This is a genomic window from Ornithinibacillus halotolerans, from assembly GCF_014637405.1.
Taxonomy (GTDB): Bacteria; Bacillota; Bacilli; order Bacillales; family Amphibacillaceae; genus Ornithinibacillus; species Ornithinibacillus halotolerans.
This window is the reverse complement of sequence record NZ_BMEY01000008.1, coordinates 14,383-39,268: the sequence shown is the minus strand read 5'-3', so window position 1 is coordinate 39,268 and position 24,886 is coordinate 14,383. Positions and strand designations below refer to the sequence as shown.

Sequence of the window (24,886 nt, the reverse complement as noted above, 5' to 3'; positions counted from 1 at the left end):
ATTATAAGGAGGAAACAAATTGGCAACTACTACTCAATTGAAAGGTCTTCATGTTTTTGAATCTATTAACGAATGGGCAAATGAACTAAATATCCAGACAGAAAGGTATAAAGAAAAGATTGAAAGGATGTTAGATTCGACTCAAGTTCAGGAAGATTACAATGATATTTTAATTAAACATGCTCTTGAGAATATAGATGAAGCTAGTACGGACTGGACATATTTTGCAGCAAGAATATATTTACAATCCCTCTATCAAAAAGCAGCAGAGAATCGGAATTATGATGAATCGCTTTGCTATGGTTCTTTCTATCATCTAATAGCAGATTTAACAAAAAAGGGTATCTATTCTAGTAAACTAATTACTAGATATACAAAAGAGGAAATAGAGTATTTTGGTCAACTTCTAGATCAAAAACGAGATTTATTATTTACATATCCAGGAATATATACGTTAGCCACTCGGTATTTAGCTGTTGATCATAACAAAAATGTATACGAACTACCACAGGAGAGATGGATGGTAATCGCTATGTACCTGATGCAAGAAGAAGACCTTTCGAAGCGGACGGAACTTGTTCAAGAGGCTTATTGGGCATTAAGCAATTTATATATGACTGTTGCTACACCGACACTTGCCAATGCAGGGAAAAATCACGGGCAATTGTCGAGTTGTTTTATTGATACTGTGGGCGATAGTTTACAAGGGATTTATGATAGTAATACTGACATTGCTGGATTATCAAAAAACGGCGGTGGAATCGGTGTTTATATGGGGAAAGTCCGTGCAAGAGGTAGTTCAATAAAAGGATTCAAAGGTATGTCTAGTGGGGTAGTTCCTTGGATAAAACAGTTAAATAATACGGCTGTCAGTGTGGATCAATTAGGTACTAGAAAAGGTGCTATTACTGTTTACTTAGATATTTGGCATCGGGACATTGAAGAATTTCTTGATTTGAAGCTAAATAATGGGGACGATAGATTGCGTGCTCACGATGTGTATACGGGAATTTGTATCCCTGACTTATTTATGGAACAAGTAGAAAAAAGAGGAGATTGGTATTTATTTGATCCCCATGAAATTAGACAAGTAATGGGATTCTCATTAGAGGAATTTTATGATGAAAGAAAAGGCGATGGGGAATGGCGTGAAAAATATGAAGCTTGTATCCAAGCTAATTTAAAGTCGACAAAGAAAGTTGCAGCAATCGAGATAATGAAAAGAATCATGAGGTCCCAACTTGAAACAGGGGCACCGTTTATGTTTTACCGAGATGAAGTAAATCGTCAAAATTCAAATACTCATATGGGAATGATTTATTGTTCAAACTTATGTACAGAAATTACGCAAAACCAATCTCCAACAGAGTTAATTGAACAATTTATCGAGAACGAGAATACGGTTGTGAAAAAATTTAAATCTGGAGACTTTGTCGTTTGTAATCTAAGTTCAATTAATCTAGGAAGAGCTGTAATAGATGAAGTACTGGAACGCCTTATTTCCATTCAAGTTCGAATGCTAGATAATGTAATTGATATAAATTCATTACCTATTAAACAGGCTGAAATTACGAATAGAAAGTACCGAGCTATTGGATTAGGGACATTTGGCTGGCATCATCTATTAGCCTTGAAAAATATAGAATGGGAATCCGAGGAAGCCGTTAAATTTGCGGATGAATTGTATGAAAAAGTCGCCTTTTTAACGATAAAAAGTAGTATGGAATTAAGTAAGGAGAAGGGGCATTATCCACTTTTTAAAGGTAGTAAGTGGAGTGATGGTACTTATTTTTCCGATAAAGGTTACACAACCGAAAAATGGATGAATTTAAGGGAGGATATAGCGAATCACGGAATCCGCAATGCTTATTTAATGGCTGTAGCACCGAATGCCACAACATCTATTATTGCAGGTTCAACAGCTAGTATTGATCCAATCTTTAAACCTTATTATATTGAAGAGAAAAAAGACTATCGCATTCCGAATACAGCTCCTGATTTGAATCATGAAACCTATCATATTTACCGTCGTTCTGCCTATATTGTTGATCAGCGTTGGTCTGTAAAACAAAATGCGGCAAGACAAAGACATATTGATCAAAGTATTTCCTTTAATATTTATGTACCGAATAACATTAAAGCGTCCATATTACTCGATCTTCATCTTCAAGCATGGAAAGAGGGACTAAAAACAACCTACTATATCCGTTCCACATCCAATGATGTAGAAGAATGTGAGTGGTGTCAGAGTTGAGGACACTTATAGCATATTTATCTTATAGCGGAAATACATTAGAAGTTGCTGAGCTAATGGAAGAAAAACTAAAGGAAATGGATTGTATCGTAGAGGTTCATCGAATTGGAATTGACCCACCGATTTATCCAGAAAAATATGACATCATATTTTTAGGGACTTTCACTTGGGCACAAGGTGCAACTCCTGATGAAGTGAAAGACTTTGTTTTGGAAATTGGGTACAAGCCAGCGAATATTGCTGTGTTTGGTACAGGTGAAACTCAATTTGGTGGAGATGAATTATTTTGTAAAGCAGCAGTTAAATTGGCACGTTTTTATGAAAGTAGATGGGAAGTACTAAAGATAGAACAATCTCCAAGAGGGAGTCAGGAAATAAAAGTGGAAAGATGGATAGAAGGGGTGCTAGAAAGTGAAAAATATCTTATTGGATAAGGTGAAGATATTAGAGCCATTGAATCCAAATCGAGCGACTGCCGTATTTGGTGGAAAATCAAGCGGAATATTGAATTGGAATGATATAGAATATCCACATTGGTATAAGACATATAAACGATTGCTAGCGAACTATTGGCAATCAGATGAAGTGAATATGTCAAGTGATGTCAAACAGTTTCACCTTTTATCGGAAAAGGAACGGGAGAGCTACCTGAAGATTATTAGTCTTTTGGCAACACTTGATTCCTCCCAAACACGGGCAATTCTTTTAACATCTCTATATGCAACAGATCCTTCTGTTCAATCGATACTAGCAGTAATTGCACAACAAGAAGCAGTACACAATGAGAGTTATTCTTATATACTGTCATCTGTTGTATCATTGGATGAGCAAAATCAAGCCTTCGAAATTGGAAGAACAGATGAATTATTACTGAAACGGAATCAAGAGATTATGGAAGTATATAATCAATTTGTAGAGAAGCCATCTATTGAAAATATCCTAAAAACATTAATCTATTCAACATTATTAGAAGGGTTATTTTTCTACTCTGGATTTGCATTCTTTTATAACTTGGCTAGACAAAATAAAATGGTTGGTACATCAACAATGATCAGCTATATTAATCGTGATGAATTGGAACATGGACGCTTTATCTCTGAACTTATTCGAGCTACTTTGGCTGAAAACCCAGAGTATAATACATTGGACCTTACTAATTGGATTTATCTTCAGTTTGAGAAATCCGTTGATAATGAAATTGAATGGTCAAGATATGTATTACATGATGTTGAAGGTATTGATTTAGATGAAATGGCAGGTTATATACGTTATCGAGCAAATAAAATGCTAAGGATGATCGGTTTAAGTGAACGTTATCCAAAGGATGTCGAAAATCCTATGAAGTGGATCCGTGCTTACGCAGATAATTTCGATGATACAAAAACAGATTTCTTTGAACAAAAATCTCGTTCTTATACGAAGGTGAGTGACTTAAACGGATTTGATGATCTGTAAATAATTGCTTGAGTCATTTCTAATATTAAGAAAGAATGAATAAAGCCCAGTCGGAACATAAATCGCCGAATAAAAAACAGCTCCTATATAGATCCGGATTTTCGGTTTAATAAGCTTAACCGATTTCCGGGTCTTTTTTATTCTTTCTATTCAGAAGGACTTTTTGGGAGAACAATACAAAGGAGGGACGAAGAAGTCAGAAAACTTAAAAGTCAATTCCTTGCTAGACAAGTAATTGACTTTTTTTATCTTCATTTAATGATTAAATAATTGGCTTCCGCACAACTATGAGTTAAATATAAAATATTCTTAGATAAAGTTTTCTCAGTAATAAAATTAATTTATTCAAAGACAAGACTATAAATTAACATTCTCTTCGGATTGGCTTTTTACTTTTTTTGCCTCAAACCCCATCTTATTGATTCTATTAATGATGTCAGAAGTACTCGTTAGCCCTGTTTTAAATATTACATATCCATTTTCATTTTCAAAGTCGATTTTCACCTGTGATACCCCATCTAGTTTAGTAAGCGTTCTTTCTACTTTTGCAGGACAATCAGGACAATGCATCCCTTTGACCTCTATGTATAACGTTTCATTCATTTTGATATCACCACCTTTTATAAATGATCCATGTCTCTAATTAATGTTATTTAGATTAAATGAAGTTTATGAATAGTTTTAGTGGCACTAGTGAATTACCGTTTACTTTCTACCTTAGTTCAATAATGTATCTGACAGTACAATATATGTTTGAATTTGTTATTTATTAACATTTCACAATGGTGTTAGATTACACAAAACATTTGAATATTTAATGAACATTTATCTGTAAAACGTTAGTTTCACATAACTTTCACAAGGAATCAATTGAAATTCTATCCTCGCACTGATACATTGATGTTGGGTATTGTTACTTTTTGTTAAAGTTAATCAAGAAGAGGGGTTCTGAAAACGATGTTACCACTTGAACGACAAAATCGCATTAAAGAATTAATCATAGAAAGACACAGCTTGAAAATCTCCGAACTGAGTAGAGAATTAGGTGTGTCTGAAATGACTATTTATAGGGATTTAAAGCCATTAATTGATGAAGGTTTTGTATTGAAGACGTTTGGTGGTGTTACGATAGCAAACAAGAAAATTAGTAAAAACTCTACTTTAGATGCTTGTGTATTTTGTAACCGCGAAGTAAATGATCGGTTGGCATATCGTTTATTTTTAGCCAATAACGAAATTGAAGTAGCATGTTGTGGTCATTGTGGACTTCTACGTACACGCCAATTAGGTGATCAAGTAATTCAGGCAATTTGTCCAGATTTTCTTAGACAGACAACGTTAAGTGCCTCGTTAGCTTGGTATGTTATGGATACATCTGTTCATATGGGGTGTTGTCATCCGCAAGTTTTAGCGTTTGAATGGAAGGAACACGCGGATAAATTCGTTAAGGGATTTGGAGGTAGTGTTTACAGTTTTAGTGAAGCAATGGAAACCATTTTTCAAAAGATGAATGAACACAATCAGTGTTGTAAAAACCATTAATAATAGAATGGATGTAGATCAGGTAATGCATGGCCAAGGTTTGATTTAGTAAACGCTGAAGGAATAGTCATTAAAAGTTAAACGGTGTTGTCGCAGCTAATAGATGAAATTATTAATGCTTTAAAAATAGTATTGAAAAAATCTATATCAGAAAAGTGGAGGAAATCATATGAAAAAAATAATAAGTGTTTTATTGTTGTTTATCATAATAGTAAATTTATCCGCATGTGGTAATAGTGGAGACAATAATTCGAATCAGTCATCGGAACAAGAGCTTAAAACACTTAAAGTAGAATTCGAACTTCCAGAGAAAGCAGATGTTGATGAAACAGTTGAACTAAAAGCTATCGTTACATATGGCGATGAAAAGGTAACTGATGCGGATGAAGTTGAATTTGAATATTGGGAACAAGGGAACCAAGAAAAAAGTACTACGATTGAAGCGAGTAATAACGGTGATGGAACTTATACTGCTGAAGTTTCTTTTGGTACAGATGCTGTTTATGAGATATATGCTCACACGACTGCAAGAGACTTACACACGATGCCGAAAAAGACAATTACGGTTGGTGAAGGTGTAAATAACGAGCAAGAAGCGGAAAGTCACGAGCACGGTCATGGTGAACAAGCAGATGTATTTGGAATGCATTTTATTGAACCAGAAGATGTGAAAGTAGATGAAGAAGTTGAACTTGCTGTGCATTTACAACTTGATAATGAACCTCTACGTGATGCAAGAGTACGCTATGAGATTGTTAGTGCTAATTCTGAGAAGCATCATTGGGTTGAAACAGAAGAATCAAGTCCAGGTGAATACTCTGCTTCATTTTCATTTGATGAGGCAACGGAATACACAATGACAATTCATGTGGAAAATGATGAGGGTCTACATGAACATGAGGAATACACTGTTGTAGTTAATTAATAAACGATAAAAATTTCTTATCGCTAAAACTCTTTTTCTACTATGTATAACTAAAATAAATATCTCTTAACCCAAATAAATATTACAAAGGCTTATTGTGCAAACCGGACAGGTTAATTGAAAAAGGAAAAAGGTGTCACATCTATAAAAAAGTGATACCTTTTTGTTTGGAGTTTAATCCCCTACATATTTGCGGATTTTACGATAGTAACGCCGTTGGTACGTCCAGTCAATATATCCTGCATTTCGTAGGGGAAAGTGACGGTGTCGTTTATTCCATTAAGAAAAATGGTTAGATACCAGGATTATTATAAATCGTAAATTAAGCTTTAAAAAATAAGGCAGTTTATCTTAAACTATTATCATCTAAACTATTAAGAGCGTGGAGATAACATTATCTCCCGCTCTGTTTTTTTCCTCGCATGGATAATATACCGATTAAACCACCAATAACAATCATCAAAATATCAATAACAATCTCCCAACCTTGAAATGCGTTTATATAATTCACCAAGAACCAACTTTTACTCCCATTAGTTAAATGATTAATTAAACCTCCTACTCCTTGGATAAGGAATAATAAACTAATCCCGCTAATAATTTCTTTCATGTTTATCCACCTCGTTTATAATTTTAAATTACATTTAATGCCGATATTGAAAAAATAGCTCCAATTAATCCAACTGTCATTAGTAATGAATTATGTGGTATATCATGGTATGATATGATTAAAATAACACATTGTGTTAAAAACATAATAACACACTGCGTTAAATAAAGGAAGTGACTTTCGATGCCAAAAATAGTTAATCACGAGAAAAAACGTAAATTAATTGCTGAGGCTGCATGGAAAATAATTAAAAATGATGGGTTTGAAAAAGCTTCTATACGAAGAGTTGCGACAGAAGCGGGGATGTCTTCTGGTGCTTTAAGACATTATTTTTCTACTCAGGACGAAATGCTGCTCTTTATTATGGACTACTTCTTTGATGCAGGTAGAGAACGCTCTAATCATAAAGAATGGTCAAAATATCCACTAAAAACAGTTGAGGAAGTATTACTTGAGCTTGTCCCAATCGATGAAGAAAGAAAAATTGAAACGAGCGTATGGTGGATTTTTGCACTTCGTTCACTTACAAGTGAAGTTTTAAAAGATAAGAAAGATGAATTAACGAATGGGACATATGAATTATCTACTTCCATGCTTGAGATACTAATGTTAAAAGGGATTTTATCAGATTCAGTTAATATAGAATTAGAAAAAAGCAGATTATCTGCTTTGGTAGAAGGGCTGTCATTTCATGCATTATTACGGCCTGATGTATACACACCAGAAAAGGTGAAAGAAGTAATCGGTTATCATTTACAATCTCTTTGTAATTAATACAAGAATAGGATCAGAGGCGGTATTTAATTTTTGTTAATAACCTAACCCATATTTATGGCTATTTTTATTCGTATGAGTAGATCGAATTATAGGAGAGGGCTAATCCCTTTCCTATAAATATGAGCATAGATTACTATGCCTGTTTTTTTCCAAAGGACAATTGCGGTAATTGTCATCCATAAAAAAACAGAACCGTATAGTATTCGTTGAAGAAGTCCACCAGGAAGGTACATTATGAACGGTTGGAAAAAGAGAAGTATTAGAGAACTTGTCGTAAGTATTGTAGGAACATACGTCCAAAAAGCTAGCTTAGGCATTGTTTTGTGAATAGAAATACCAATTAGTATCAGTGCAGGTATCTGAACAATCATACCTGGTAGTGAACCTAGGGTATGCAATAGAAAATTTATATCAGCAGGGAAAATGCCTGAAATGTTATAGCTCAGTCCGTAGATTACTAGTAATCCCGTAGCTATTATTGTTTTTTTATTTCTTGGCCAAAATCGGTGTAATCCAACTGCTCCAACGATAATGACGATACCGGTAAATGTAAATGTCCAATTCATTAATAAATGATAGGGGGAACAGATTTCATACGGTGCAAGTGGATGTGTGTTGAAGTCACAAGTTGTTACACCTAAATCACTCATTGGTTGTTTAAGAAATTTGTAAGGAGATGTCGTTGCCTGAATGACGATGTACTCGATGTGGAAATACACACTTAAAGAGACCCAACTTAACAATCCTACCTTTATGGTTATTTTATGATTACGAAAAAATATAGTTAGGATTAATGCCAGAATAGTGATGATAATCATGAAGGTATAAGTGATTTCCATCCTTACTCTCCTCCTTTTACTCTCCAACTTTAACATGTAAATCTACTGTTAAGGAATCTCTGCACTTGTAAATCCATCTTCATAATTTTCCTTTTTAATCATTCATTCCTACATCTTAGCATCAATAGACATTCAGTAATTAATAAATTTTCTAAAAATATTTAAATTCACCCTTGCAATTTGGAAATCCAAATCGTATAATAAACTTAAATTAATGATTTGTATTCCCAAATCGAGTTATAAACATAAACCGCTATCTATGACTAACATCTGAAGTTTTTAAATAAAAATTAATGTTAATGGAGGCGAAAGGAATGGAAAAAGGTTTGAAAGAAGTATTCGATATTTACAAGAAACTTCAACAAAGAGGATTAACGTTTATCAAACAACCGAAACGAATGATTGTTATTAGCTCCAACGGAATAGAACTAATTAATTTAAAGAAAGGTGATAAATATGGACAGAAATAAGGAATTGAAACAAGAAGTAATGGAAATTAATTGGGAACAACAAAAAGTACTTTCTAACCCACTTAGAGCAAGAATCGTTGCTTTTCTCTATGAACAAGCGATGACACCGAAACAAGTAGCAGATTTAGTGGGGAAAAATCCTGGAACGGTTTATTATCATATTCAGCAACTTTTCAAGCACGATATTCTAGAAATTGAACGTGTCGATACGGAAAAAGGGATCGTAGAGAAATATTACCGAGCGAAAGCTAATGTCTATAAGAATCCAGAGCAAGTATCCCCACCAGGACATGTTGATGGCGGTACGACCAATATTTATATGTCAAAGAAACTTCTAGAAGAATTCCGTAATGAACTACAAGAACTTTTCTTTAAATATGGTCACTTATCGTATAAAGAGAAGGATCAGGAAGAACAGGTACCATATGAAATTGATTATTCCATTAAAGAATCGAAAGAGGAGGAAAAGTAATAATGAAAATGAAGCCATTTGTACGCGAGAGGAACTTTTTGTTACTAATGACAGGTGTTTTTATTAATGAAATCGGTAGTGGGCTTTACTTAATTGCAGGGATGTTACTTGTGTTAAATTTAAGTGGCAGTGTCTTCTTTTCTGGTTTAGCAGTGTTTGCAATAACGTCAGCGGGTGCCATGTCTTTCTTAATTGCACCACTAGCTAACTATGCCAAGTATAAAAATAGCTTAGTATATAGCAACCTTATTAAAGGACTTATCTTGCTTTCAATACCACTGTTACACTACACAATCGGATTAAATGTTTGGTATGTAATTAGTTTGTTATTTATAGTAGCTTTATTTACACAATATACGTATCCAATTGAGTCCACTGTTCTTCCTATTATTGTAGGAAAGGATAATATAGTGGAAGCTAATTCCTACCTACAAACTATACGAGAAGGTTTTAATATTGCTTTTCTTGCAGGTGCCGGAATAATCGTCACATTTATTGGTACGATTCCAGCTATATCGATCTTTGCAGTCTGTCTATTAGTAGTAAGCCTCTTGTATACATTCTTTAATTTCCCACAACCAGACATTTCAAGAGAAAATCTTAAATCTGTTCAATCTGCAACAATAGCATATGTGAGCGACCTCAAAGGTGGATTTAACTATATTAAAAATTCATTAGTTCCGAAAATGATCTTTTCAATTGTGTTTATTAATATTGCTATGGTTATTATGACAACTAATTTACCGGCATTCGCATTAACAAAAGGGAATGGTACAGAAGCAGCATATGGTTTTTACTTAGCGGCAATGTCACTAGGGATGTTAATAGGTGCACTTGTTACGCCTAAACTGAAACATATTGATTTTGGAAAGTTGATTATCGTTACATTTTTCGGAACGGGTCTGATGTGGATGGGGACAGCAACACTACCTTTAATTCCTTCTATTATGTTATATTGCGCAGGTGCCGTTTCCATTGGAGTACTGAATATTCTAGTTTTCTCATCCATTCAAAAACAAGTAGAGACTCAATTTATCGGTAGAGTCATTACATTGTTAACTAGTGCAGCATCTATTGGTATGCCGGTAGGAGCACTCATTGGTGGCTTCATCGGAGAGGCTTTTGCACCACATATCTCCGTTATGATTTGTAGTATTTCGATAATTTTATTTAGTGTATATTGGTTAAGTAGCTCAGTACTACGTAAACTTCCTAGTATTGAACACGTCAATTTGTTTAGTGGCAGTGGAGCGTAAGAAAACTAAATAGTTATAAAAAATCCTACTTTTATTAGTGAAGTAGGATTTTTTTGCGATGGCGGGCTTATTGAATTGTTCCCTGATATGGAAATTGACTCATGTAACCTTGATGCTGTTGGTAAGATTGCTGGATCTTTTGTGTGTTTTCAGCCTCAAGCTTGTACCAACCTTTTTGAAACATAAGATTATATAGTTCATGCTGCATATTTTGTGTTTCTGTAAAGATACTTAATAAATCATCATACAGATGTTGATGGCTCGCTTCATTTAAGGCAGTTGAATAGGAATTTGTCATATATTTTTCCATTGCTAAAATGTCATTTACGAAGTCCCGTTCGTTCATTTGTGGTGTTTTTGGAACTTGAGTACTAGGGTTTTGGATTTTATTTTGATTTTGGTTTTGCATATTAGGGTTTTGCACGACTTAGCTCCTTCCTATTGTGTAATAGAATTATTTGCTTGTTTTTCTTCCAAGTGTGCTAATAGCTTACTATAATGTCTCTGATGCATTTGCCCACATGCTTCAAGTTTGTTTTTAATCTGTTGGTCCTGACAATGCTCTGCTGCATGATGGGCTTTTTTCATCGCTAATAAATTCCAAGCAAGCATGTCATTAATATAGGAAAAATCCTTTGTTGTAATAACATGGGGTGGTTGCTGAAAGATCGGTTGTTGGTTTTGTTGTCCCATTTGTTGATTTTGCAAGTCGACTCCTCCTTTATCATTTAATCGTTAGTTTGTTCTCGGATATTGTTTTTATGTACTTTGCACGTCCTCTCATAGAACAAAAAAGTTGAAAAAGACTGAATGGAATGCAAGACTTTATCCATAAGTAATTTTTAATTAATCTACAGTGATTTCAAGTAGAGAAAATGGGAAGGATGGTACGATGTCAGAAGTAAAAGATGAGATTATTCTTAGAGGATTGAAAGAAAATAATTTAAAGAATATTGATTTGAACATTCCAAAAGAAAAACTAATTGTGTTTACTGGTCTATCTGGCTCTGGTAAAAGTTCTGTTGTGTTTGATACGTTAGCAACAGAAAGTAGAAGACAAATGACATTGAACTATCCTCTCTATGTTAGAAATCAAATGCCACGTTATGAACGGCCAAAAGCAGATTTGATGCAAAATTTAAGTCCTGTTGTCGTAGTTGAGCAAAGACCAATTGGAGGAAATTCACGTTCCACTGTTGGTACTTATATGGATATTGATCCATTAATTAGACTGTTATTTTCAAGAATTGGCGAGCCTTCAATTGGTTCTGCAACAGATTTTTCTAGCCAAAGCGCTTTTGGTAAATGTCCGGAATGTGGTGGGTATGGAGAAGTAATTAAACCAGATGTACATAAATTAATTGATTTTGACAAGTCACTCAAAGATTACGCTGTTCAATTTAAACCATTATCCCCTTCAGGTTGGCAAGGGAGATGGATGATAACTGGTGGATTATTCGATCCTGATTTACCGATAAAAGACTTTCCAGAAGAACAGCGTCAACTACTAATAGAAGGTCCTCCGGAAGGGGAAAGAGTCTTTGCACCGTTTCACACAAAAAATGGACCACAAGATCATGAATGGGATGGTTTACTGCCTAGATTTACAAGACTGTATATTAATAGAGATATATCCAAACTTAGAGAGGTATCGCAAGAAGATGTGCTAGCTGTAACGACACAGTCTTTTTGTCCAACATGCCTTGGTTCAGGATTAAATCCTAAAGTATTAGCATGTAAAATAAATGGCTATAATATCGCACAATATGAGCAATTAGAACTTACCGAATTAGTTGGAGAAATAAAGAAAATAAACGATCCAGTTGGAGAATCTATTGCATTACAAACAGTCCCACTCATACAGCAACTAGTGGATATGGGATTAGGTTATTTAAGTTTATCAAGGAAAACAAATACTTTATCTAGTGGTGAGGCTCAAAGGGTAAAAATAGCTCGTCATTTAGGAAGTAGTTTAAATAATATTACATATATTTTCGATGAACCAAGTGCAGGACTTCATCCAGAAGAAGTGGATATGCTGATTCAGACGATGCAACATATAAAAGAACGACATAATACGGTAATAGTCATCGAACATAATTTAGCTTTTATAAAAGCAGCAGATGAAATTATTGAGATGGGTCCTAGTGCAGGTGTAGGCGGTGGAATGGTTGTTTTTCAAGGAAGTCAGGAAGAACTAAGTACTAGAAAAGGTTCAACAATTATAAACCACAAGTTCAAAGTAAATAACAATCCTAGAAACATTGAAAGTTATTTTAGAATAAATAAAGCTAGAGATAATAACTTGAAAAATATAAGTGTCTCGATTCCTAAAAATGTATTAGTATCCATCTGTGGTGTTTCAGGTTCAGGAAAAAGCTCTTTAATGTTTGGAGAATTTCTAAAAGCATATCCGGAAACAATTCAAGTTGGACCGGATAGAATTGGAATCTCTAGCCGTTCCACACTAGCTACGTATATGGGGATCATGGATGAGATTCGTACCCTATTTTCAAAGAGTTCAGGTCAACCACCAGGATTATTCAGCTTTAATTCATTAGGTGCTTGTCCAGTTTGTAAAGGAAAAGGTGAAATGAAACCTGAAATAGCTTTCGCTGATCCTGTTACAATCACTTGTGAAGCCTGTCAAGGCACAAGATATTCAGAAGAAGCACTTCAGTATACATTTGAAAATAAGAATATAATAGAAATTTTAGAATTAACGATTATGGAAGCACTTAGCTATTTTAAGTTGCCGAAGATTATAAAGAGACTACAAACCTTAAAGGAAGTAGGATTAGATTATTTAACACTCGGCCAAACGACCAGTTCACTTAGTGGTGGTGAGGTTCAACGTTTAAAACTGGCAAGCCATCTATATAAAGAAGGACAAATATACTTGCTGGACGAGCCGTCATTAGGACTTCATGTCAAAGACAATGAGAAACTATTAAATTTGTTCCAAAGTCTTGTAAACAGGGGGAATTCTGTTATAATAATCGAGCATAATCTTGACTTTATTGCTGCTAGTGATTGGGTAATTGAATTAGGCCCAGAAGGCGGTAAACAAGGTGGGACCATTATCTTCGAAGGTACACCAAAAGATATCATAAAGGCACCAACACCAACAGGAAAGTGCCTCCGAGCAGGTGTCTGACACCTCCCGAATTTTGTCGAACAGAATGAAAGGATTGGAATAATATCATGAGTGAAAATTTTTGGCGGGAATTACCTCGGCCGTTTTTTATATTAGCACCAATGGAAGATGTTACGGATGTTGTTTTCCGACACGTTGTCAGTGAAGCAGCAAGACCAGATGTGTTTTTTACCGAATTTACAAATACAGAAAGCTACTGCCATCCAGAAGGAAAACAAAGTGTTCGAGGCCGTTTAACCTATACGGAAGATGAACAACCAATTGTAGCTCATATTTGGGGAAATAAACCTGAATACTTTCGCCAAATGAGTATCGGAATGGCGGAAGAAGGATTTAAAGGTATCGATATTAATATGGGGTGCCCTGTGCAAAATGTAGCAGCTAAAGGAAAAGGTGCAGGACTAATTAATCATCCTGAAGTTGCTGCAGAGATTATTCAAGCAGCAAAAGCAGGTGGGCTCCCGGTCAGTGTGAAAACAAGAATTGGATACACTGACGTTGATGAATGGCGGGACTGGTTAACTCATGTGTTGAAACAAGATATTGCGAATCTTTCTATTCATCTACGTACGCGAAAAGAAATGAGTAATGTTGATGCCCATTGGGAATTGATTCCGGAAATAAAAAAACTTCGAGATGAGATAGCTCCCAATACGCTATTAACAATTAATGGAGATATACCAGACCGTGAAACTGGTTTAAAACTTGTTGAACAATACGGTGTTGACGGAGTAATGATTGGACGAGGCATTTTTAAAAATCCATTTGCGTTTGAAAAAGAGCCGAAAGAACATGATAGTAAAGAATTATTGGACCTTCTAAGAATTCATTTGGATCTTTTTGATAAATATTCCAAATTAGAACCTCGTCCATTTGGTCCTCTTCGCCGCTTTTTTAAGATTTATGTGAAAGGGTTTCGAGGAGCTAGTGAATTAAGAAATTCTTTAATGAGTACAGACTCTACAGATGAAGTGCGTGAAATGCTTAATCGATTTGAAAATAATATAGAAGATGTTATTAATAACTAACTTTCTCAATAAAAAAGACGTGGATTTAATAAATGTCCTTTACAAAGGGTTCACTTTATTAATCTACGTCTTTTTTGCTTTCTTATCCTTTTTAAGAATTACGAAGTTTCTCCCGCAGTTGTTCCGCTGCATGGAGTGCATTCAAATCATTATTAATCTCACCTGGCTTGTTTCCTTCTCCTATAATATATCCACTAAATTCCGCCCCAATAAAATCAAAAATATGTTGAAATTGCTGAATCATTGGTAACCCCTTTATATACGGATTGTCTCCTCCAACAGCTATAACGTAAGCTTTCTTCTCAGCCATTATCTTTTTGAAATTGGGATAATTTGCATCTCTTGATGTTTGTGACCACCGATCAATAAAGCTCTTCATAACACTAGTCATACTATACCAATAAATCGGGGTTGAAAATATTAAAACTTGATGAGGAAGAATACGCTCAATAATTGCATTGTAATCGTCATGTACTTCAGGAAAACCTTCTGGTGCATGACGCTTATCTACTATTGGTTCTATTCTGTAGTCTATTAAGTATATTTCTTCTACGTTTAGTTCTTGAATAACCTTTTTTGTTATTGTCTCCGTATTCCCATCAATCCGATTCCCACCATATAAGACACAAATACTCATTTGTACCCTCCAGTTTCAAGATTTGTTCAACGATACATTCTATTCTATAATAAAATTCAGAATCATAAAATAAATACCTTTATTAAAATGTCAGGAGGATCATAATGAAAATTGGTATTATTGGTGCTGGTGCGATTGCTAATTTCTTATTAAAAGAAATCAATTCTAAGCAAATGAAAAATTTACATATTAATAGTATTTTGGTACGAGATGTGGAGAAATACCGTACGTTAGAATCGAGTTTTGGGGTTAAGTTATATAGTAATCTTGATGATTTTCTCCAATCAGATATTGATATAGTAGTAGAAGCGGCAAATGTACAAGCCGTGAAAACATTGTTGCCAGCTGTGATGAAGAAAAAGGACGTCGTGTTAATTAGTATCGGCGCACTTGCAGATGCAGAACTACTAACAGAAATAAGTAGTCTTGTAGATGAATATAACCATGTTGTTCATTTACCATCAGGTGCAATTGGTGGTTTAGATATTGTACAAAATGCACATGCACTAGGTTCTGTTACTAATGTCACATTGACTACACGGAAACCAGCAAGTTCTTTGATTGAGGAAATAATTACAGATGAAAAGGTAATATTTGCAGGAAAAGCAGTAGATGCCATCAAGCAATTTCCGAAAAATATGAATGTGTCTATTGTTCTAGCGTTAGCAGGATTAGGAGTGGAAAAGACGAATGTCCGGCTAGTTGCTGATCCCCATATTGAAAAAAATATTCATCAAGTGGATATTTCAGGTGATTTTGGCGAAGCATCGATCAAGATAACAAATAACCCATTTCCGGAAAACCCAAAGACTAGTTACTTAGCGGCGATGAGTATCCTAGGCACATTGCAAAGAATGAATAGAAATATTAGGATAGGTGGGTAGAGCCTATTACATGCTCTTTCAGGTGAAAGGTAATTAGAATGAAAAAGAAATCTAATAGAACTTTTTCTTCTCAATCTCGTATAAACATAATAAAGGAGGAGGAAATATGGATAATAAACGAACCAGTAACCTTATTGCTATTCTTGAAGAAATTGAAAATGACAATAATAAACAAGTGAACACAAAACTTGAAATAGATAAGAGTAAGCGAATTGTCCAACGATTAGCGTCCTTTTCAACAGATTGCGATACTTGTAAAAGGAGCTTCACTGAATTAGAAGAGCATATTTTGCAGTTAAGAAATAAGAAACTGACATTAAAAGAAACTAACAATTACAAACAAAAGTTAAAAAGTATTAGTACTCACTTACAGAAACAACATAAATTATTGCCACAAGGGCATTATCTAGGAATTTATATGTCACTAGGTGTAAGTATTGGTGTGGTGTTTGGGTTAACTATCTTTGATAATATTGCACTTGGAATTCCAATTGGAATAGGAATGGGTGTAGCAATAGGAACAGGCTTAGATGCTGACGCTAAGAAAAAAGGGCAAACATTATGACTCCATATAAAATAAATATAAACCGAAGAAAAATAGTGCCCATTAGTGTTAGGCACTATTTCTATTGTCTTCTTTAGCTTTTATTTCTTTCTATCTTCCTAAACGGTTGTACTTTCAGATAAGTACCAGAACGCCATAGCCATTCCATCGGTCCGAATTGATAACGACTGAGCCACCATTTACTAAAGAACATTTGAAGAACAATTAAGGCTATAGCCATTAAGGATCCAATAAGGATTCCGAGCTCCCCTAACAGACCAAAACCATACCCGTAAAAGATAGTAGTCATAATAACTGAATGTGTTAAATAGTTTGTAAGTGCCATTCTTCCAAGTGAGTTAAATCCTTGTACTAAATTAGAAGAATGGAATTTTGCAAAGAATAGCGATAATCCAGTAATATATCCAATTGCAGCAAGCGGACCACCTAGTAGATAGCCAAAGTAATCCAACATGACATTATCTGTCAGAATCATACTTCCTTTTAAAGCTAATCCTACTGTGATAAAAATTAGCGTAACTTTTACAAGAAGACCACGATTTTCAGATAAACGATGTAACCACTTTTTCTTCGCGATAAATGCACCTATTAAAAATAACATAAAGGCTTGCATTGTAATGGTTAACGTATTAAAGAAGTTGAGAAAATCAGCAAATAACTGATGTTCCATTGATCCCATTTCAAAACCTAAGTCTATTTTTTCAAAAGGGTTAGCTGTTAATCGATGGGAAGTTATCTCTGCATAAGTTCCTTCACTTAATATCGTTCTTTCCAATTCACTATAAGTAGATAAATCGATCTCATCTTCTTCAGTGGAAGGGATAAGTCCAGGTGCATTAAGTAAGAATGCCAAAACTAGTGCCCACACTAGTACAGTGATGGCCTTCCTTTTGATGAAGAAGGTTAATACTAATCCAGCCATTGCGTAAGTGAATAGAATATCACCATCCCAGATGAAATGTAAATGGGTATAGCCCATAACAAGTAAGATAATCATTCTTCTCAGAAACACTCGTTTAAAAGGACGCCCCTTTTGAGCAGCACGTTCCCACATAATAACTGCACCAAATCCAAATAGCATGGAGAACACTGGATAAAAACTTCCTTGGAATAGCCATTCAATGAGGTCATATAACATCGCGTCTAATCCTGATAGTTCAGACCTTATTCCTTCGATACCTATACTCCCATATTGAAAAGAAAGCATATTCACTAATAATATCCCTAATATGGCAAAACCTCGTAAGCTATCAATATGATGTAGCCGTTCACCTAAATCAATTGGGGATAATGAAGCCTTTGTGGATTTGTTTTCATGATCTGATTCAATATCTTTACTTAATTGCATAATACACCTGCTTTTCTCATTTAAAATAGTTGCTATTACCTAATACGCTTTCGGAAAATTAAAGTTTCATAGATATTGTAAATTTATCAGGGCATTATGTCATTAATTAGTATGAAAGAATTGTAACTTGCATAAAATGGCATCAGTGTTTATTCATCTGTAGAAAATAATAGGAGGAAAATGATGGGGAAACGATGGGTTGTCTTTTTGTTTTTAATTGCCGGTGTACTTATTATTACTGCATGTTCTAAGGATGACAATGAAAATAGTAATGGAGAACAGTTTGATATAAATGCAAAATTAAGTTTAGATAATTTATCTGGTATGTTTTATGGATTTCGGAGTGACTTTGGTGGGAATGAATGTGGGGGTATTTGCTGGGATATTTATACATTCTTACAAGGAAATAAAGTATTAGTTGGAGTACCAGCTAATGGTGGACCAGAGAAAATTGATTGTACCGTTGATTCGTGTCAGGATTATACGATAGAAAATGGACAACTGATTATTGGTAGTGATTCTTTTCCAATTGAGATTATTGGTGACACGTTGCGAATCAATGATGTACAACTAACTCGAGTAACACCTGTTCCAGAAGGTACTGTATTTAACAATCAATATAAATATATATCGTATTCTGGATTAATTGGAATTACTGGTGGCGCAAGTTCAAAGACTTTGTTTCTAACATTAAATCCAGATGGTACCTTTGAATTAAATGGTGTCAGCATTGGAAGCGTAGGTGGATTAAGTGGAACCAATACATCTGGTGGATTTACAGATGATACACAGGTAGGAACATATACGATAGAAAATAACACAATCGAATTAACTGGAAGTGATGGAACTGTAGAGAATATTCTCTTCTTTATCCACGATGGAAATGTCAATGATATTCAGCTTGGAGAAAGAAATTATTATGTAGATGAAGATTAGAAAAGATAATGAAACTATATCTTGTAGAAGAAAGAAGTGAAACTATTTGCACCAACTATTCGTATAAAGAGAAAAATACCCATAAGGATGACTAGTAGTGAAAAACTCATTTCAAAGACCAAAGCTAAACATTCCTAAAACAAGGAGTGAATGGTTATTTGATATTATTGGCTTAATATTTTATATCGGTTCCATCATTCTATTAATTTCTGTTTGGAGTTCACTTCCACCTGAAGTCCCTGCCCATTATAATGCACTTGGAGAGGTAGATCGATGGGGTAGTAAATACGAGCTTCTTATCCTGCCGATTGTAGGTGGATTTTTGTTTCTTATGATGCAAGTCTTTGAAAAGTATCCAGAGATGCATAACTATCCTAGTAGATTAAATGAATCAAATGCAGAACAATTTTACTTGCTTAGTAGGAAATTGTTAAATCAATTGAAGAATATTAGTTTAATTTTATTTTCTTTACTTGCATTTGAATCGGTATCTATAGCGATGGAGTGGAATAATGGTTTTGGAGTTTGGTTTTTACCATTATTAATTGTTGGTACAGGTATCCCAATTGTCATGACTTTACTACGTCAGAGAAAAATTAAATAGGGATAAAGCTGAAGAGGCTAGTTCCGACTAGCCTCTTTGAATATTTTCACGGTTTGGGGTTGTAATGGCTATATAAATAGCGATGATAATACACAATAACAAAATAATGTGAAATAACACATGTAATGTATTTGGTACAATCCCATTCATAACCGGTAAGAATGCATGGGTATTTCCAAACATGGCTGTATAACTCTCAACTTTCTCAGCTGCACCGATCCCAGTTAGATAGGGAATATACCAACTCATCAATATTCCAATGAAAATACAGGAAGGATGGATAATTAGCCAAAGCTTAATAAATAACGGATATTTTTTACCAATAAACAATAGAATGATAGAGATTAATAGGGTGATTTGTATGACACCAATTAGTGTAACATTGATTAATTCGCTCTTTGTTTTCTCTTGTTGTATAGCAGTTATATCATTGAGTGTTCCTAGAGGTACCCAGTCTTGAACAATCATAAATAGCAATATGAAACAATATCCAAGAAGTAGTAGTTTTTCAGAAAATCGAATATTCCTCATAAGTACAACCCCTTTATCCTTAATAGAAGGTATTCAAAAAGAAGGGGCTGTACAATGGTCTTCAATGTTCATCTAGCCCCATATTTAGTACTAAAGCTTTACCGTCATATTTTTTGAAAGTGACCGTATACCAAATAGAGCTAGAAGGATTATTGCAACGATGATAATACCACCAATACTGTTTGATAGAGATTCAATAAAAGCTAATTTTGGTGGTAATGGTAAATTTAAAATTAATCGTAACAAAGCATCTTTGACGATAATTAAGGCTAACCCAATAACAATGAATAGTAAACCACCTAAAGTACCTAACCGATAAAATGCAACCCCAATTAGCCAACCTACTAGAAAATAAATAAATATATTTAGACTAACAATGGCAATCGCTAATACAAAGTTACTAGTTGGATCAATATATGGTGGAACAATAAATGATTGAACAACACTATCCACAATGTTTCCGATAATATTACTATCTGTCTCAATATCTGTTATAACAGAATTAATATCTGCTTCTTTAATCGTTATTTTTTCGAATAGATTTAGTATTACTTTGCTTAACAAGGAACCAATGCTTGCAATTACTGGAAGTGCAACAGACAATCCAAGTGCTCCTATTAACGCCCCTTTGAAATAATCCTTTCTTGTGACTCCATTACTTACATAATGAGGCAGAAAGTTAACACAAAGAATACCAACAACAAACATGAAAATATTTGCGGCGATAAACACAACGTTGAAATAACTATCCACTTCATAATCACCAAATGTAGACGCAATTATTTTACCGATATGAACCAATAACATGACACCTAAAAATCCGAGTGCCCATGTTAGTTGAACGACAAACATATCTAACGCAACTTTAGGATAGATGGCATTCTGTTTCACTAGTCTTCCTCCTTTGTTAAATGAACAAATAGTTCATGTAATGTTAATGGTGCAATATCTAAGCCGAGTTGTCTTGCTGCTTGTATGTCCTTCTCATTCAGTTTCTCGTAAATAGTTACAGCTTTTGTACTACCTAACTGTTCCATGTTTATTTGTTTTTTTGATTGAACAAAGTTATCTACTATTTCACTATTACCTGTTATTTTAAAACCTTTATTTATTAGAGAATCATAGTCTTCATGTAGAAGAACTTTTCCTTGGTCTAACATAATGACTTCATCAAATAAATACTCCATTTCAGATACAAGGTGGGTAGAAAGAATAATTGTTCTTGGATGACGCTCTTGTTCTGCTAGTAATTCTTTATAGAAAATATCTCGAGAAGGAGCGTCCATTCCCAAATATACTTCATCAAAAATAGTAATTGGCGTGCGGATAGAAAGTCCTAAAACGACATTAAGTGCAGATTGCATCCCTGTTGAAAATTTCTTAATAGGCTTTTTAGTATCTAATTTAAACTTTTTTACAAGGTATTCTGCATACTCTTTATCGAAATTTGGTCGATATCGTTCGGCATCCTGTAACATTCCTTTAATTGTATCTGTTTCTTCTTTATAATCTTTCTTGTAAAGAAAGGCTACTTGTTGCATCACTTTAGCATTTTCAAAAGGGCTTTCTCCATTAATCGTGATAGATCCAGAAGAGGGCTGTCGATAGGAAGCGAGAATGGACAAAAGTGAAGTCTTACCCGCACCATTTCTCCCTAATAATCCATAGATTTTAGGACTGTTAATTTCAAATGTTACATCTTGTAGCGCATTGAAATTCCCATAATTAAGATTTATATGTTCAACAGATATATTCATTATTTTCCACTTCCTCTCAATTTTTTAATGTAACAAATGATTTCATTTTCAGTGATACCAAGTTTATCAGCTTCTTGAACAAGTTTAATTAAGTAATCTTCGATGAATGATTCCTTTCGTTTTTGAACAAGTTTTTCCCTTGCTCCTTCTGCTACAAACATTCCAATCCCTCTTTTCTTATAGAGAATTCCCTCCTCTACTAACTGATTTACTCCTTTAGAAACTGTTACATGGTTGATTTTGTAAAAATTAACTAATTGGTTAGTTGATGGTGCTTGATCGCCTTCGTTTAGTTGATTATTAATGATCTGATCTTCAATTTTCTCTCTAATTTGGATGTATATTGGTTTGTCTTCTTCAAAAGGTGTACTCACTTATTTCACCTACCAGTCTTTTTTATTGGAGTTATATTGTGTTGCGGTTATATAGTTGTGTATATAACCATAATAGCAATATTTTATTCGTTGTCAAGAGGAGATGGAAAAAATATCTTGAGATTAGAAAGTTATTAGTAAACATCCTATATAAATGTTCATTTTCAATTCAGCATAGTTCCGCTATAATAGGTTAGTATGCAAATCGCTTGATATGTTAAGATTGAATGCTAGAGCATGACTATATATATGTAGTACCTGAGAGGAGGATTTGCTTTGACGACAACACAAAGTGAAACATATATTACGGAGATAAATGATTTAGATAAAAAAGGTTCAGGGCGTGCGGTAGTATGGCGTGATATAGGTGAGGTCAATCCTCGCAAATTGAAGCTAACTATTCCACAAACACTACCTGGTGAAAAGGTTCGTGTTACAGTAGGACAACCTGAGCGTAAACGAACTAGAGTAATGCCTGAGGAAATTGTAGAAGCTCACCCAGAAAGAGTAGAGGCACCATGTCCACATTTTGACCGTTGTGGAGGTTGTGTGTGGCAACACTGGAAATATACAGGACAATTAAATCAAAAAACGAATCATGTGAAGAAAGTCTTGGAAGAACAAGGATTTGACTCATCTCTTGTTCATGACACCATTGGGATGGAAGATCCGTGGCGTTATCGAAATAAGATGGAGTTTACATTTGCTCCAGATGGTTCCCTTGGATTACACGAACTAGGAAACTTCCGAAAAATCATTTCACTAGAAACATGCTTAATTGCTGGTAAGGAAATGGTAGAAGCAACGATGGAAGTAGCAGATTGGGCTAAGGATTATGAGTTATCTGGATACAATAAAGATTCACATGAAGGTTTACTACGTCATTTGATGGTACGTCAGTCATTTGCTACAGGAGAAGTGATGTTAGGATTATTTGCAACCGAATCTCCAACTGGTGAACTAGAAGCTGCAGCAAAAGACTTAGAAGAAAGAATTACTAAGAATTTCCCTCAAGTAAAAAGTTTAATGTGGTTTAAAAATACCGACTGGGCTGACCGTACACAAGCAGAAGAAACGTATAATCTAGCAGGTCGTGATTTTATTTATGATGAAATGCTAGGATATCGTTACCGTATTTGGTTTGATACATTTTTCCAAACTAATCCGACACAAGCGCAGAAATTAGTAGAGCTAGCACTGGAAATGGCTCAACCTAAAGAAACAGAAAAAATGATTGATTTGTTCTGTGGTGTTGGTACATTCTCTCTTCCATTTGCAAACCGTGTAGGGAAGCTTGCGGGAATTGAGATTGTGGAAACGTCTATTGAATCTGCAAAACGAAATGCGAAGGATAATGGAATTGATAACACATATTTCCTAGCGAAAGATGCCAGACGTGGGATTGATGAAGTACTAGAAAGCTTTGGCATTCCTGAACTGTTATTATTAGATCCTCCTCGTTCTGGTGCTGGTGGAAAAGTAATGCGCAGAATTGGTCGCGCTCAGCCAGAACGTGTTGTCTATGTATCTTGTAATCCAGATTCATTTGCAGTGGATATAAAAGAACTGGAGCCGTTCGGATATGAGTTGGTAGAAGTTCAACCAGTTGACTTATTCCCGCATACGATGCATGTGGAATGTGTTGCAATACTGATAAACAAGATGTAGATCTCGAATAAACTCTTGGCAACCATAATAAACTCTTGCTAACTTCACCGCCAATTCTGTAATAATAAACCTTTGCTTTTTCAATACAAGTCCAATAATTTCTCGGGTTTTCCTCATCAGGAGCCCGAGTTTTTTCACGCCTTTTTCAATATCTTTTCAATACAGTTATGTTCCCAAACCATTGATGTTACTGGCTTTGTCCAATATCCGATTCAATACTAATTCAATAACAAATCAATATTTATCCAATATTTTTATCTTTTTTCTTCATATCTTTACTCCATTATTTTTCTTTATTTTGTTATCAAAACTCTATTATAACTCCGAAAAAACCATGAAAAACCAGCCGAAAAAGGCCCGAAAAACGGTCATTTTTGAACCGAAAAAGTGTGAAAATGGGGGGTTCGTAGCAAAACTTTATTATGACTCAAACGGTGGAATGCGGGTTGGAGGGGTGGGGTTTTAGGAGATTAATTTTTTAATTGTACATAGTAGAGAAAAGAAATTCAGTTGATTTTGTAATATTTCAACCGGAATGTGGAATAGGGAGGTAAGAGGAAAGAGTGTGTATTATGTTGCATTAGGATGGAAATCGTAAGAGTGTTAATGTTGTATGAATTATTGGTGAAATAGGTGTCTCCTGTCACCCTCTACTTTCCCTTTCTTTAAGTAACCTTGTTCTAATCCAATGGAACTTTGTTGGTTTTTAGGGGGAAAAAGAAGTGGGAGAATCAATAAGTATTCGGATGTTTTTCCCATCATCCAATCGTTTTTAAAACTAAAAATCAATACAAATT

The 24,886-nt window shown here is 34.6% G+C and carries 27 protein-coding genes; 16 read left to right on the top strand and 11 right to left on the bottom strand.

Annotation, left to right across the window (positions count from 1 at the left end):
* Positions 1-37: 37 nt before the first annotated feature.
* From IEV35_RS09325 to IEV35_RS09315, 3 genes are read left to right on the top strand one after another with little or no spacing between them, the layout of a single operon-like run.
* A complete protein-coding gene (locus IEV35_RS09325) occupies positions 38-2,254 on the top strand; it encodes a ribonucleoside-diphosphate reductase subunit alpha (protein WP_373284729.1) in 2,217 nt (738 codons plus the stop codon).
* Positions 2,239-2,688 (top strand): flavodoxin, encoded by a 450-nt coding sequence (locus IEV35_RS09320; protein ID WP_188384400.1) that lies wholly within the window; start codon positions 2,239-2,241, stop codon positions 2,686-2,688. The genes IEV35_RS09325 and IEV35_RS09320 overlap by 16 nt, the downstream gene beginning before the upstream one ends.
* Positions 2,666-3,709, top strand: a complete 1,044-nt coding sequence (locus IEV35_RS09315) for a ribonucleotide-diphosphate reductase subunit beta (RefSeq protein WP_188384399.1) — start codon at positions 2,666-2,668, stop codon at positions 3,707-3,709. Before IEV35_RS09320 ends, IEV35_RS09315 begins: the two co-directional genes overlap by 23 nt.
* A gap of 357 nt (positions 3,710-4,066) precedes the next feature.
* Here IEV35_RS09315 and IEV35_RS09310 read toward each other — a convergent pair whose 3' ends face one another.
* A complete protein-coding gene (locus tag IEV35_RS09310; RefSeq protein ID WP_188384398.1) occupies positions 4,067-4,312 on the bottom strand; it encodes a heavy-metal-associated domain-containing protein in 246 nt (81 codons plus the stop codon).
* Positions 4,313-4,666: 354 nt separating this feature from the next.
* Here IEV35_RS09310 and IEV35_RS09305 point away from each other — a divergent pair, with 354 nt between their 5' ends.
* Entirely contained in the window at positions 4,667-5,251 is a 585-nt protein-coding gene (locus IEV35_RS09305; RefSeq protein ID WP_188384397.1) for a DeoR family transcriptional regulator, read from the top strand.
* Positions 5,252-5,420: 169 nt separating this feature from the next.
* Complete coding sequence (locus tag IEV35_RS09300; protein ID WP_188384396.1) at positions 5,421-6,176, top strand: FixH family protein; 756 nt, start codon at positions 5,421-5,423, stop codon at positions 6,174-6,176.
* A gap of 394 nt (positions 6,177-6,570) precedes the next feature.
* Here the strand turns inward: IEV35_RS09300 and IEV35_RS09295 are convergent, their stop codons facing one another.
* On the bottom strand, positions 6,571-6,786 hold the full coding sequence (locus IEV35_RS09295) for a hypothetical protein (protein WP_188384395.1): 216 nt from the start codon (positions 6,784-6,786) through the stop codon (positions 6,571-6,573).
* Positions 6,787-6,969: 183 nt separating this feature from the next.
* Here IEV35_RS09295 and IEV35_RS09290 point away from each other — a divergent pair, with 183 nt between their 5' ends.
* Positions 6,970-7,560, top strand: a complete 591-nt coding sequence (locus tag IEV35_RS09290; RefSeq protein ID WP_188384394.1) for a TetR/AcrR family transcriptional regulator — start codon at positions 6,970-6,972, stop codon at positions 7,558-7,560.
* Between the two features lie 89 nt (positions 7,561-7,649).
* On the opposite strand, the gene IEV35_RS09285 is transcribed toward IEV35_RS09290, so the two are convergent.
* On the bottom strand, positions 7,650-8,402 hold the full coding sequence (locus tag IEV35_RS09285; protein WP_188384393.1) for a DUF998 domain-containing protein: 753 nt from the start codon (positions 8,400-8,402) through the stop codon (positions 7,650-7,652).
* Between the two features lie 314 nt (positions 8,403-8,716).
* Between IEV35_RS09285 and IEV35_RS09280 the strand changes: the two genes are divergently transcribed.
* Genes IEV35_RS09280 through IEV35_RS09270 form a run of 3 tightly spaced genes read left to right on the top strand, consistent with a single transcriptional unit; the run spans position 8,717 to position 10,600 of the window.
* Positions 8,717-8,872, top strand: a complete 156-nt coding sequence (locus tag IEV35_RS09280) for a hypothetical protein (RefSeq protein ID WP_188384392.1) — start codon at positions 8,717-8,719, stop codon at positions 8,870-8,872.
* The gene (locus IEV35_RS09275; protein ID WP_188384391.1) at positions 8,859-9,344 is read left to right on the top strand and encodes an ArsR/SmtB family transcription factor; all 486 of its coding nucleotides are present in this window, start codon (positions 8,859-8,861) and stop codon (positions 9,342-9,344) included. Before IEV35_RS09280 ends, IEV35_RS09275 begins: the two co-directional genes overlap by 14 nt.
* A 2-nt stretch (positions 9,345-9,346) precedes the next feature.
* A complete protein-coding gene (locus tag IEV35_RS09270; protein WP_229740699.1) occupies positions 9,347-10,600 on the top strand; it encodes an MFS transporter in 1,254 nt (417 codons plus the stop codon).
* 67 nt (positions 10,601-10,667) lie between these two features.
* Here IEV35_RS09270 and IEV35_RS09265 read toward each other — a convergent pair whose 3' ends face one another.
* The gene (locus IEV35_RS09265; protein WP_188384514.1) at positions 10,668-11,009 is read right to left on the bottom strand and encodes a spore coat protein; all 342 of its coding nucleotides are present in this window, start codon (positions 11,007-11,009) and stop codon (positions 10,668-10,670) included.
* Between the two features lie 29 nt (positions 11,010-11,038).
* Positions 11,039-11,308 carry a hypothetical protein gene (locus IEV35_RS09260; RefSeq protein ID WP_373284722.1) on the bottom strand — a complete coding sequence of 90 codons (270 nt, stop codon included), beginning with the start codon at positions 11,306-11,308 and terminating at the stop codon, positions 11,039-11,041.
* A 184-nt stretch (positions 11,309-11,492) separates the two neighbouring features.
* Between IEV35_RS09260 and IEV35_RS09255 the strand changes: the two genes are divergently transcribed.
* Positions 11,493-13,757: an ATP-binding cassette domain-containing protein gene (locus tag IEV35_RS09255; protein WP_188384390.1), complete on the top strand. Its 2,265-nt coding sequence runs from the start codon at positions 11,493-11,495 to the stop codon at positions 13,755-13,757.
* A gap of 47 nt (positions 13,758-13,804) precedes the next feature.
* Positions 13,805-14,785 carry a tRNA dihydrouridine synthase gene (locus IEV35_RS09250; protein ID WP_188384389.1) on the top strand — a complete coding sequence of 327 codons (981 nt, stop codon included), beginning with the start codon at positions 13,805-13,807 and terminating at the stop codon, positions 14,783-14,785.
* A 91-nt stretch (positions 14,786-14,876) separates the two neighbouring features.
* Here IEV35_RS09250 and IEV35_RS09245 read toward each other — a convergent pair whose 3' ends face one another.
* Positions 14,877-15,422, bottom strand: a complete 546-nt coding sequence (locus IEV35_RS09245) for a flavodoxin family protein (protein ID WP_188384388.1) — start codon at positions 15,420-15,422, stop codon at positions 14,877-14,879.
* Positions 15,423-15,526: 104 nt separating this feature from the next.
* On the opposite strand from IEV35_RS09245, the gene nadX reads away from it, so the two are divergent.
* The gene (gene nadX, locus IEV35_RS09240) at positions 15,527-16,306 is read left to right on the top strand and encodes an aspartate dehydrogenase (RefSeq protein WP_188384387.1); all 780 of its coding nucleotides are present in this window, start codon (positions 15,527-15,529) and stop codon (positions 16,304-16,306) included.
* A gap of 106 nt (positions 16,307-16,412) precedes the next feature.
* On the top strand, positions 16,413-16,871 hold the full coding sequence (locus tag IEV35_RS20120) for a glycine zipper domain-containing protein (RefSeq protein WP_229740698.1): 459 nt from the start codon (positions 16,413-16,415) through the stop codon (positions 16,869-16,871).
* 73 nt (positions 16,872-16,944) lie between these two features.
* On the opposite strand, the gene IEV35_RS09230 is transcribed toward IEV35_RS20120, so the two are convergent.
* The gene (locus IEV35_RS09230; protein WP_188384386.1) at positions 16,945-18,219 is read right to left on the bottom strand and encodes a DUF418 domain-containing protein; all 1,275 of its coding nucleotides are present in this window, start codon (positions 18,217-18,219) and stop codon (positions 16,945-16,947) included.
* Between the two features lie 183 nt (positions 18,220-18,402).
* On the opposite strand from IEV35_RS09230, the gene IEV35_RS09225 reads away from it, so the two are divergent.
* Both IEV35_RS09225 and IEV35_RS09220 read left to right on the top strand, forming a co-directional pair.
* Positions 18,403-19,155, top strand: a complete 753-nt coding sequence (locus IEV35_RS09225; protein WP_188384385.1) for a hypothetical protein — start codon at positions 18,403-18,405, stop codon at positions 19,153-19,155.
* A 97-nt stretch (positions 19,156-19,252) separates the two neighbouring features.
* Positions 19,253-19,759: a DUF1648 domain-containing protein gene (locus IEV35_RS09220; protein ID WP_188384384.1), complete on the top strand. Its 507-nt coding sequence runs from the start codon at positions 19,253-19,255 to the stop codon at positions 19,757-19,759.
* 27 nt (positions 19,760-19,786) lie between these two features.
* Here IEV35_RS09220 and IEV35_RS09215 read toward each other — a convergent pair whose 3' ends face one another.
* From IEV35_RS09215 to IEV35_RS09200, 4 genes are all read right to left on the bottom strand, one after another.
* The gene (locus IEV35_RS09215) at positions 19,787-20,290 is read right to left on the bottom strand and encodes a hypothetical protein (protein ID WP_188384383.1); all 504 of its coding nucleotides are present in this window, start codon (positions 20,288-20,290) and stop codon (positions 19,787-19,789) included.
* A gap of 90 nt (positions 20,291-20,380) precedes the next feature.
* On the bottom strand, positions 20,381-21,181 hold the full coding sequence (locus tag IEV35_RS09210; RefSeq protein WP_188384382.1) for a hypothetical protein: 801 nt from the start codon (positions 21,179-21,181) through the stop codon (positions 20,381-20,383).
* Positions 21,181-22,047 carry an ATP-binding cassette domain-containing protein gene (locus IEV35_RS09205; RefSeq protein ID WP_188384381.1) on the bottom strand — a complete coding sequence of 289 codons (867 nt, stop codon included), beginning with the start codon at positions 22,045-22,047 and terminating at the stop codon, positions 21,181-21,183. Before IEV35_RS09205 ends, IEV35_RS09210 begins: the two co-directional genes overlap by 1 nt.
* Complete coding sequence (locus IEV35_RS09200) at positions 22,047-22,421, bottom strand: GntR family transcriptional regulator (protein WP_188384380.1); 375 nt, start codon at positions 22,419-22,421, stop codon at positions 22,047-22,049. Before IEV35_RS09200 ends, IEV35_RS09205 begins: the two co-directional genes overlap by 1 nt.
* A 276-nt stretch (positions 22,422-22,697) precedes the next feature.
* Here IEV35_RS09200 and rlmD point away from each other — a divergent pair, with 276 nt between their 5' ends.
* Positions 22,698-24,089, top strand: coding sequence for a 23S rRNA (uracil(1939)-C(5))-methyltransferase RlmD (rlmD, locus tag IEV35_RS09195; RefSeq protein ID WP_188384379.1), 1,392 nt, complete (start codon positions 22,698-22,700; stop codon positions 24,087-24,089).
* The last annotated feature ends 797 nt before the right edge of the window (positions 24,090-24,886 follow it).

Bases quoted from the DNA above. Each gene is read 5' to 3' on its own strand.
- IEV35_RS09295 (WP_188384395.1), bottom strand. From the start codon at position 6,786: ATGAAAGAAATTATTAGCGGGATTAGTTTATTATTCCTTATCCAAGGA.
- IEV35_RS09225 (WP_188384385.1), top strand. From the start codon at position 18,403: ATGGGGAAACGATGGGTTGTCTTTTTGTTTTTAATTGCCGGTGTACTT.
- IEV35_RS09285 (WP_188384393.1), bottom strand. From the start codon at position 8,402: ATGGAAATCACTTATACCTTCATGATTATCATCACTATTCTGGCATTA.
- nadX (WP_188384387.1), top strand. From the start codon at position 15,527: ATGAAAATTGGTATTATTGGTGCTGGTGCGATTGCTAATTTCTTATTA.
- IEV35_RS20120 (WP_229740698.1), top strand. From the start codon at position 16,413: ATGGATAATAAACGAACCAGTAACCTTATTGCTATTCTTGAAGAAATT.
- IEV35_RS09305 (WP_188384397.1), top strand. From the start codon at position 4,667: ATGTTACCACTTGAACGACAAAATCGCATTAAAGAATTAATCATAGAA.
- IEV35_RS09275 (WP_188384391.1), top strand. From the start codon at position 8,859: ATGGACAGAAATAAGGAATTGAAACAAGAAGTAATGGAAATTAATTGG.
- IEV35_RS09290 (WP_188384394.1), top strand. From the start codon at position 6,970: ATGCCAAAAATAGTTAATCACGAGAAAAAACGTAAATTAATTGCTGAG.
- IEV35_RS09215 (WP_188384383.1), bottom strand. From the start codon at position 20,290: ATGAGGAATATTCGATTTTCTGAAAAACTACTACTTCTTGGATATTGT.
- IEV35_RS09205 (WP_188384381.1), bottom strand. From the start codon at position 22,047: ATGAATATATCTGTTGAACATATAAATCTTAATTATGGGAATTTCAAT.
- IEV35_RS09270 (WP_229740699.1), top strand. From the start codon at position 9,347: ATGAAAATGAAGCCATTTGTACGCGAGAGGAACTTTTTGTTACTAATG.
- IEV35_RS09255 (WP_188384390.1), top strand. From the start codon at position 11,493: ATGTCAGAAGTAAAAGATGAGATTATTCTTAGAGGATTGAAAGAAAAT.
- IEV35_RS09265 (WP_188384514.1), bottom strand. From the start codon at position 11,009: ATGCAAAACCAAAATCAAAATAAAATCCAAAACCCTAGTACTCAAGTT.
- IEV35_RS09230 (WP_188384386.1), bottom strand. From the start codon at position 18,219: ATGCAATTAAGTAAAGATATTGAATCAGATCATGAAAACAAATCCACA.
- IEV35_RS09310 (WP_188384398.1), bottom strand. From the start codon at position 4,312: ATGAATGAAACGTTATACATAGAGGTCAAAGGGATGCATTGTCCTGAT.
- IEV35_RS09300 (WP_188384396.1), top strand. From the start codon at position 5,421: ATGAAAAAAATAATAAGTGTTTTATTGTTGTTTATCATAATAGTAAAT.
- IEV35_RS09245 (WP_188384388.1), bottom strand. From the start codon at position 15,422: ATGAGTATTTGTGTCTTATATGGTGGGAATCGGATTGATGGGAATACG.
- IEV35_RS09250 (WP_188384389.1), top strand. From the start codon at position 13,805: ATGAGTGAAAATTTTTGGCGGGAATTACCTCGGCCGTTTTTTATATTA.
- IEV35_RS09280 (WP_188384392.1), top strand. From the start codon at position 8,717: ATGGAAAAAGGTTTGAAAGAAGTATTCGATATTTACAAGAAACTTCAA.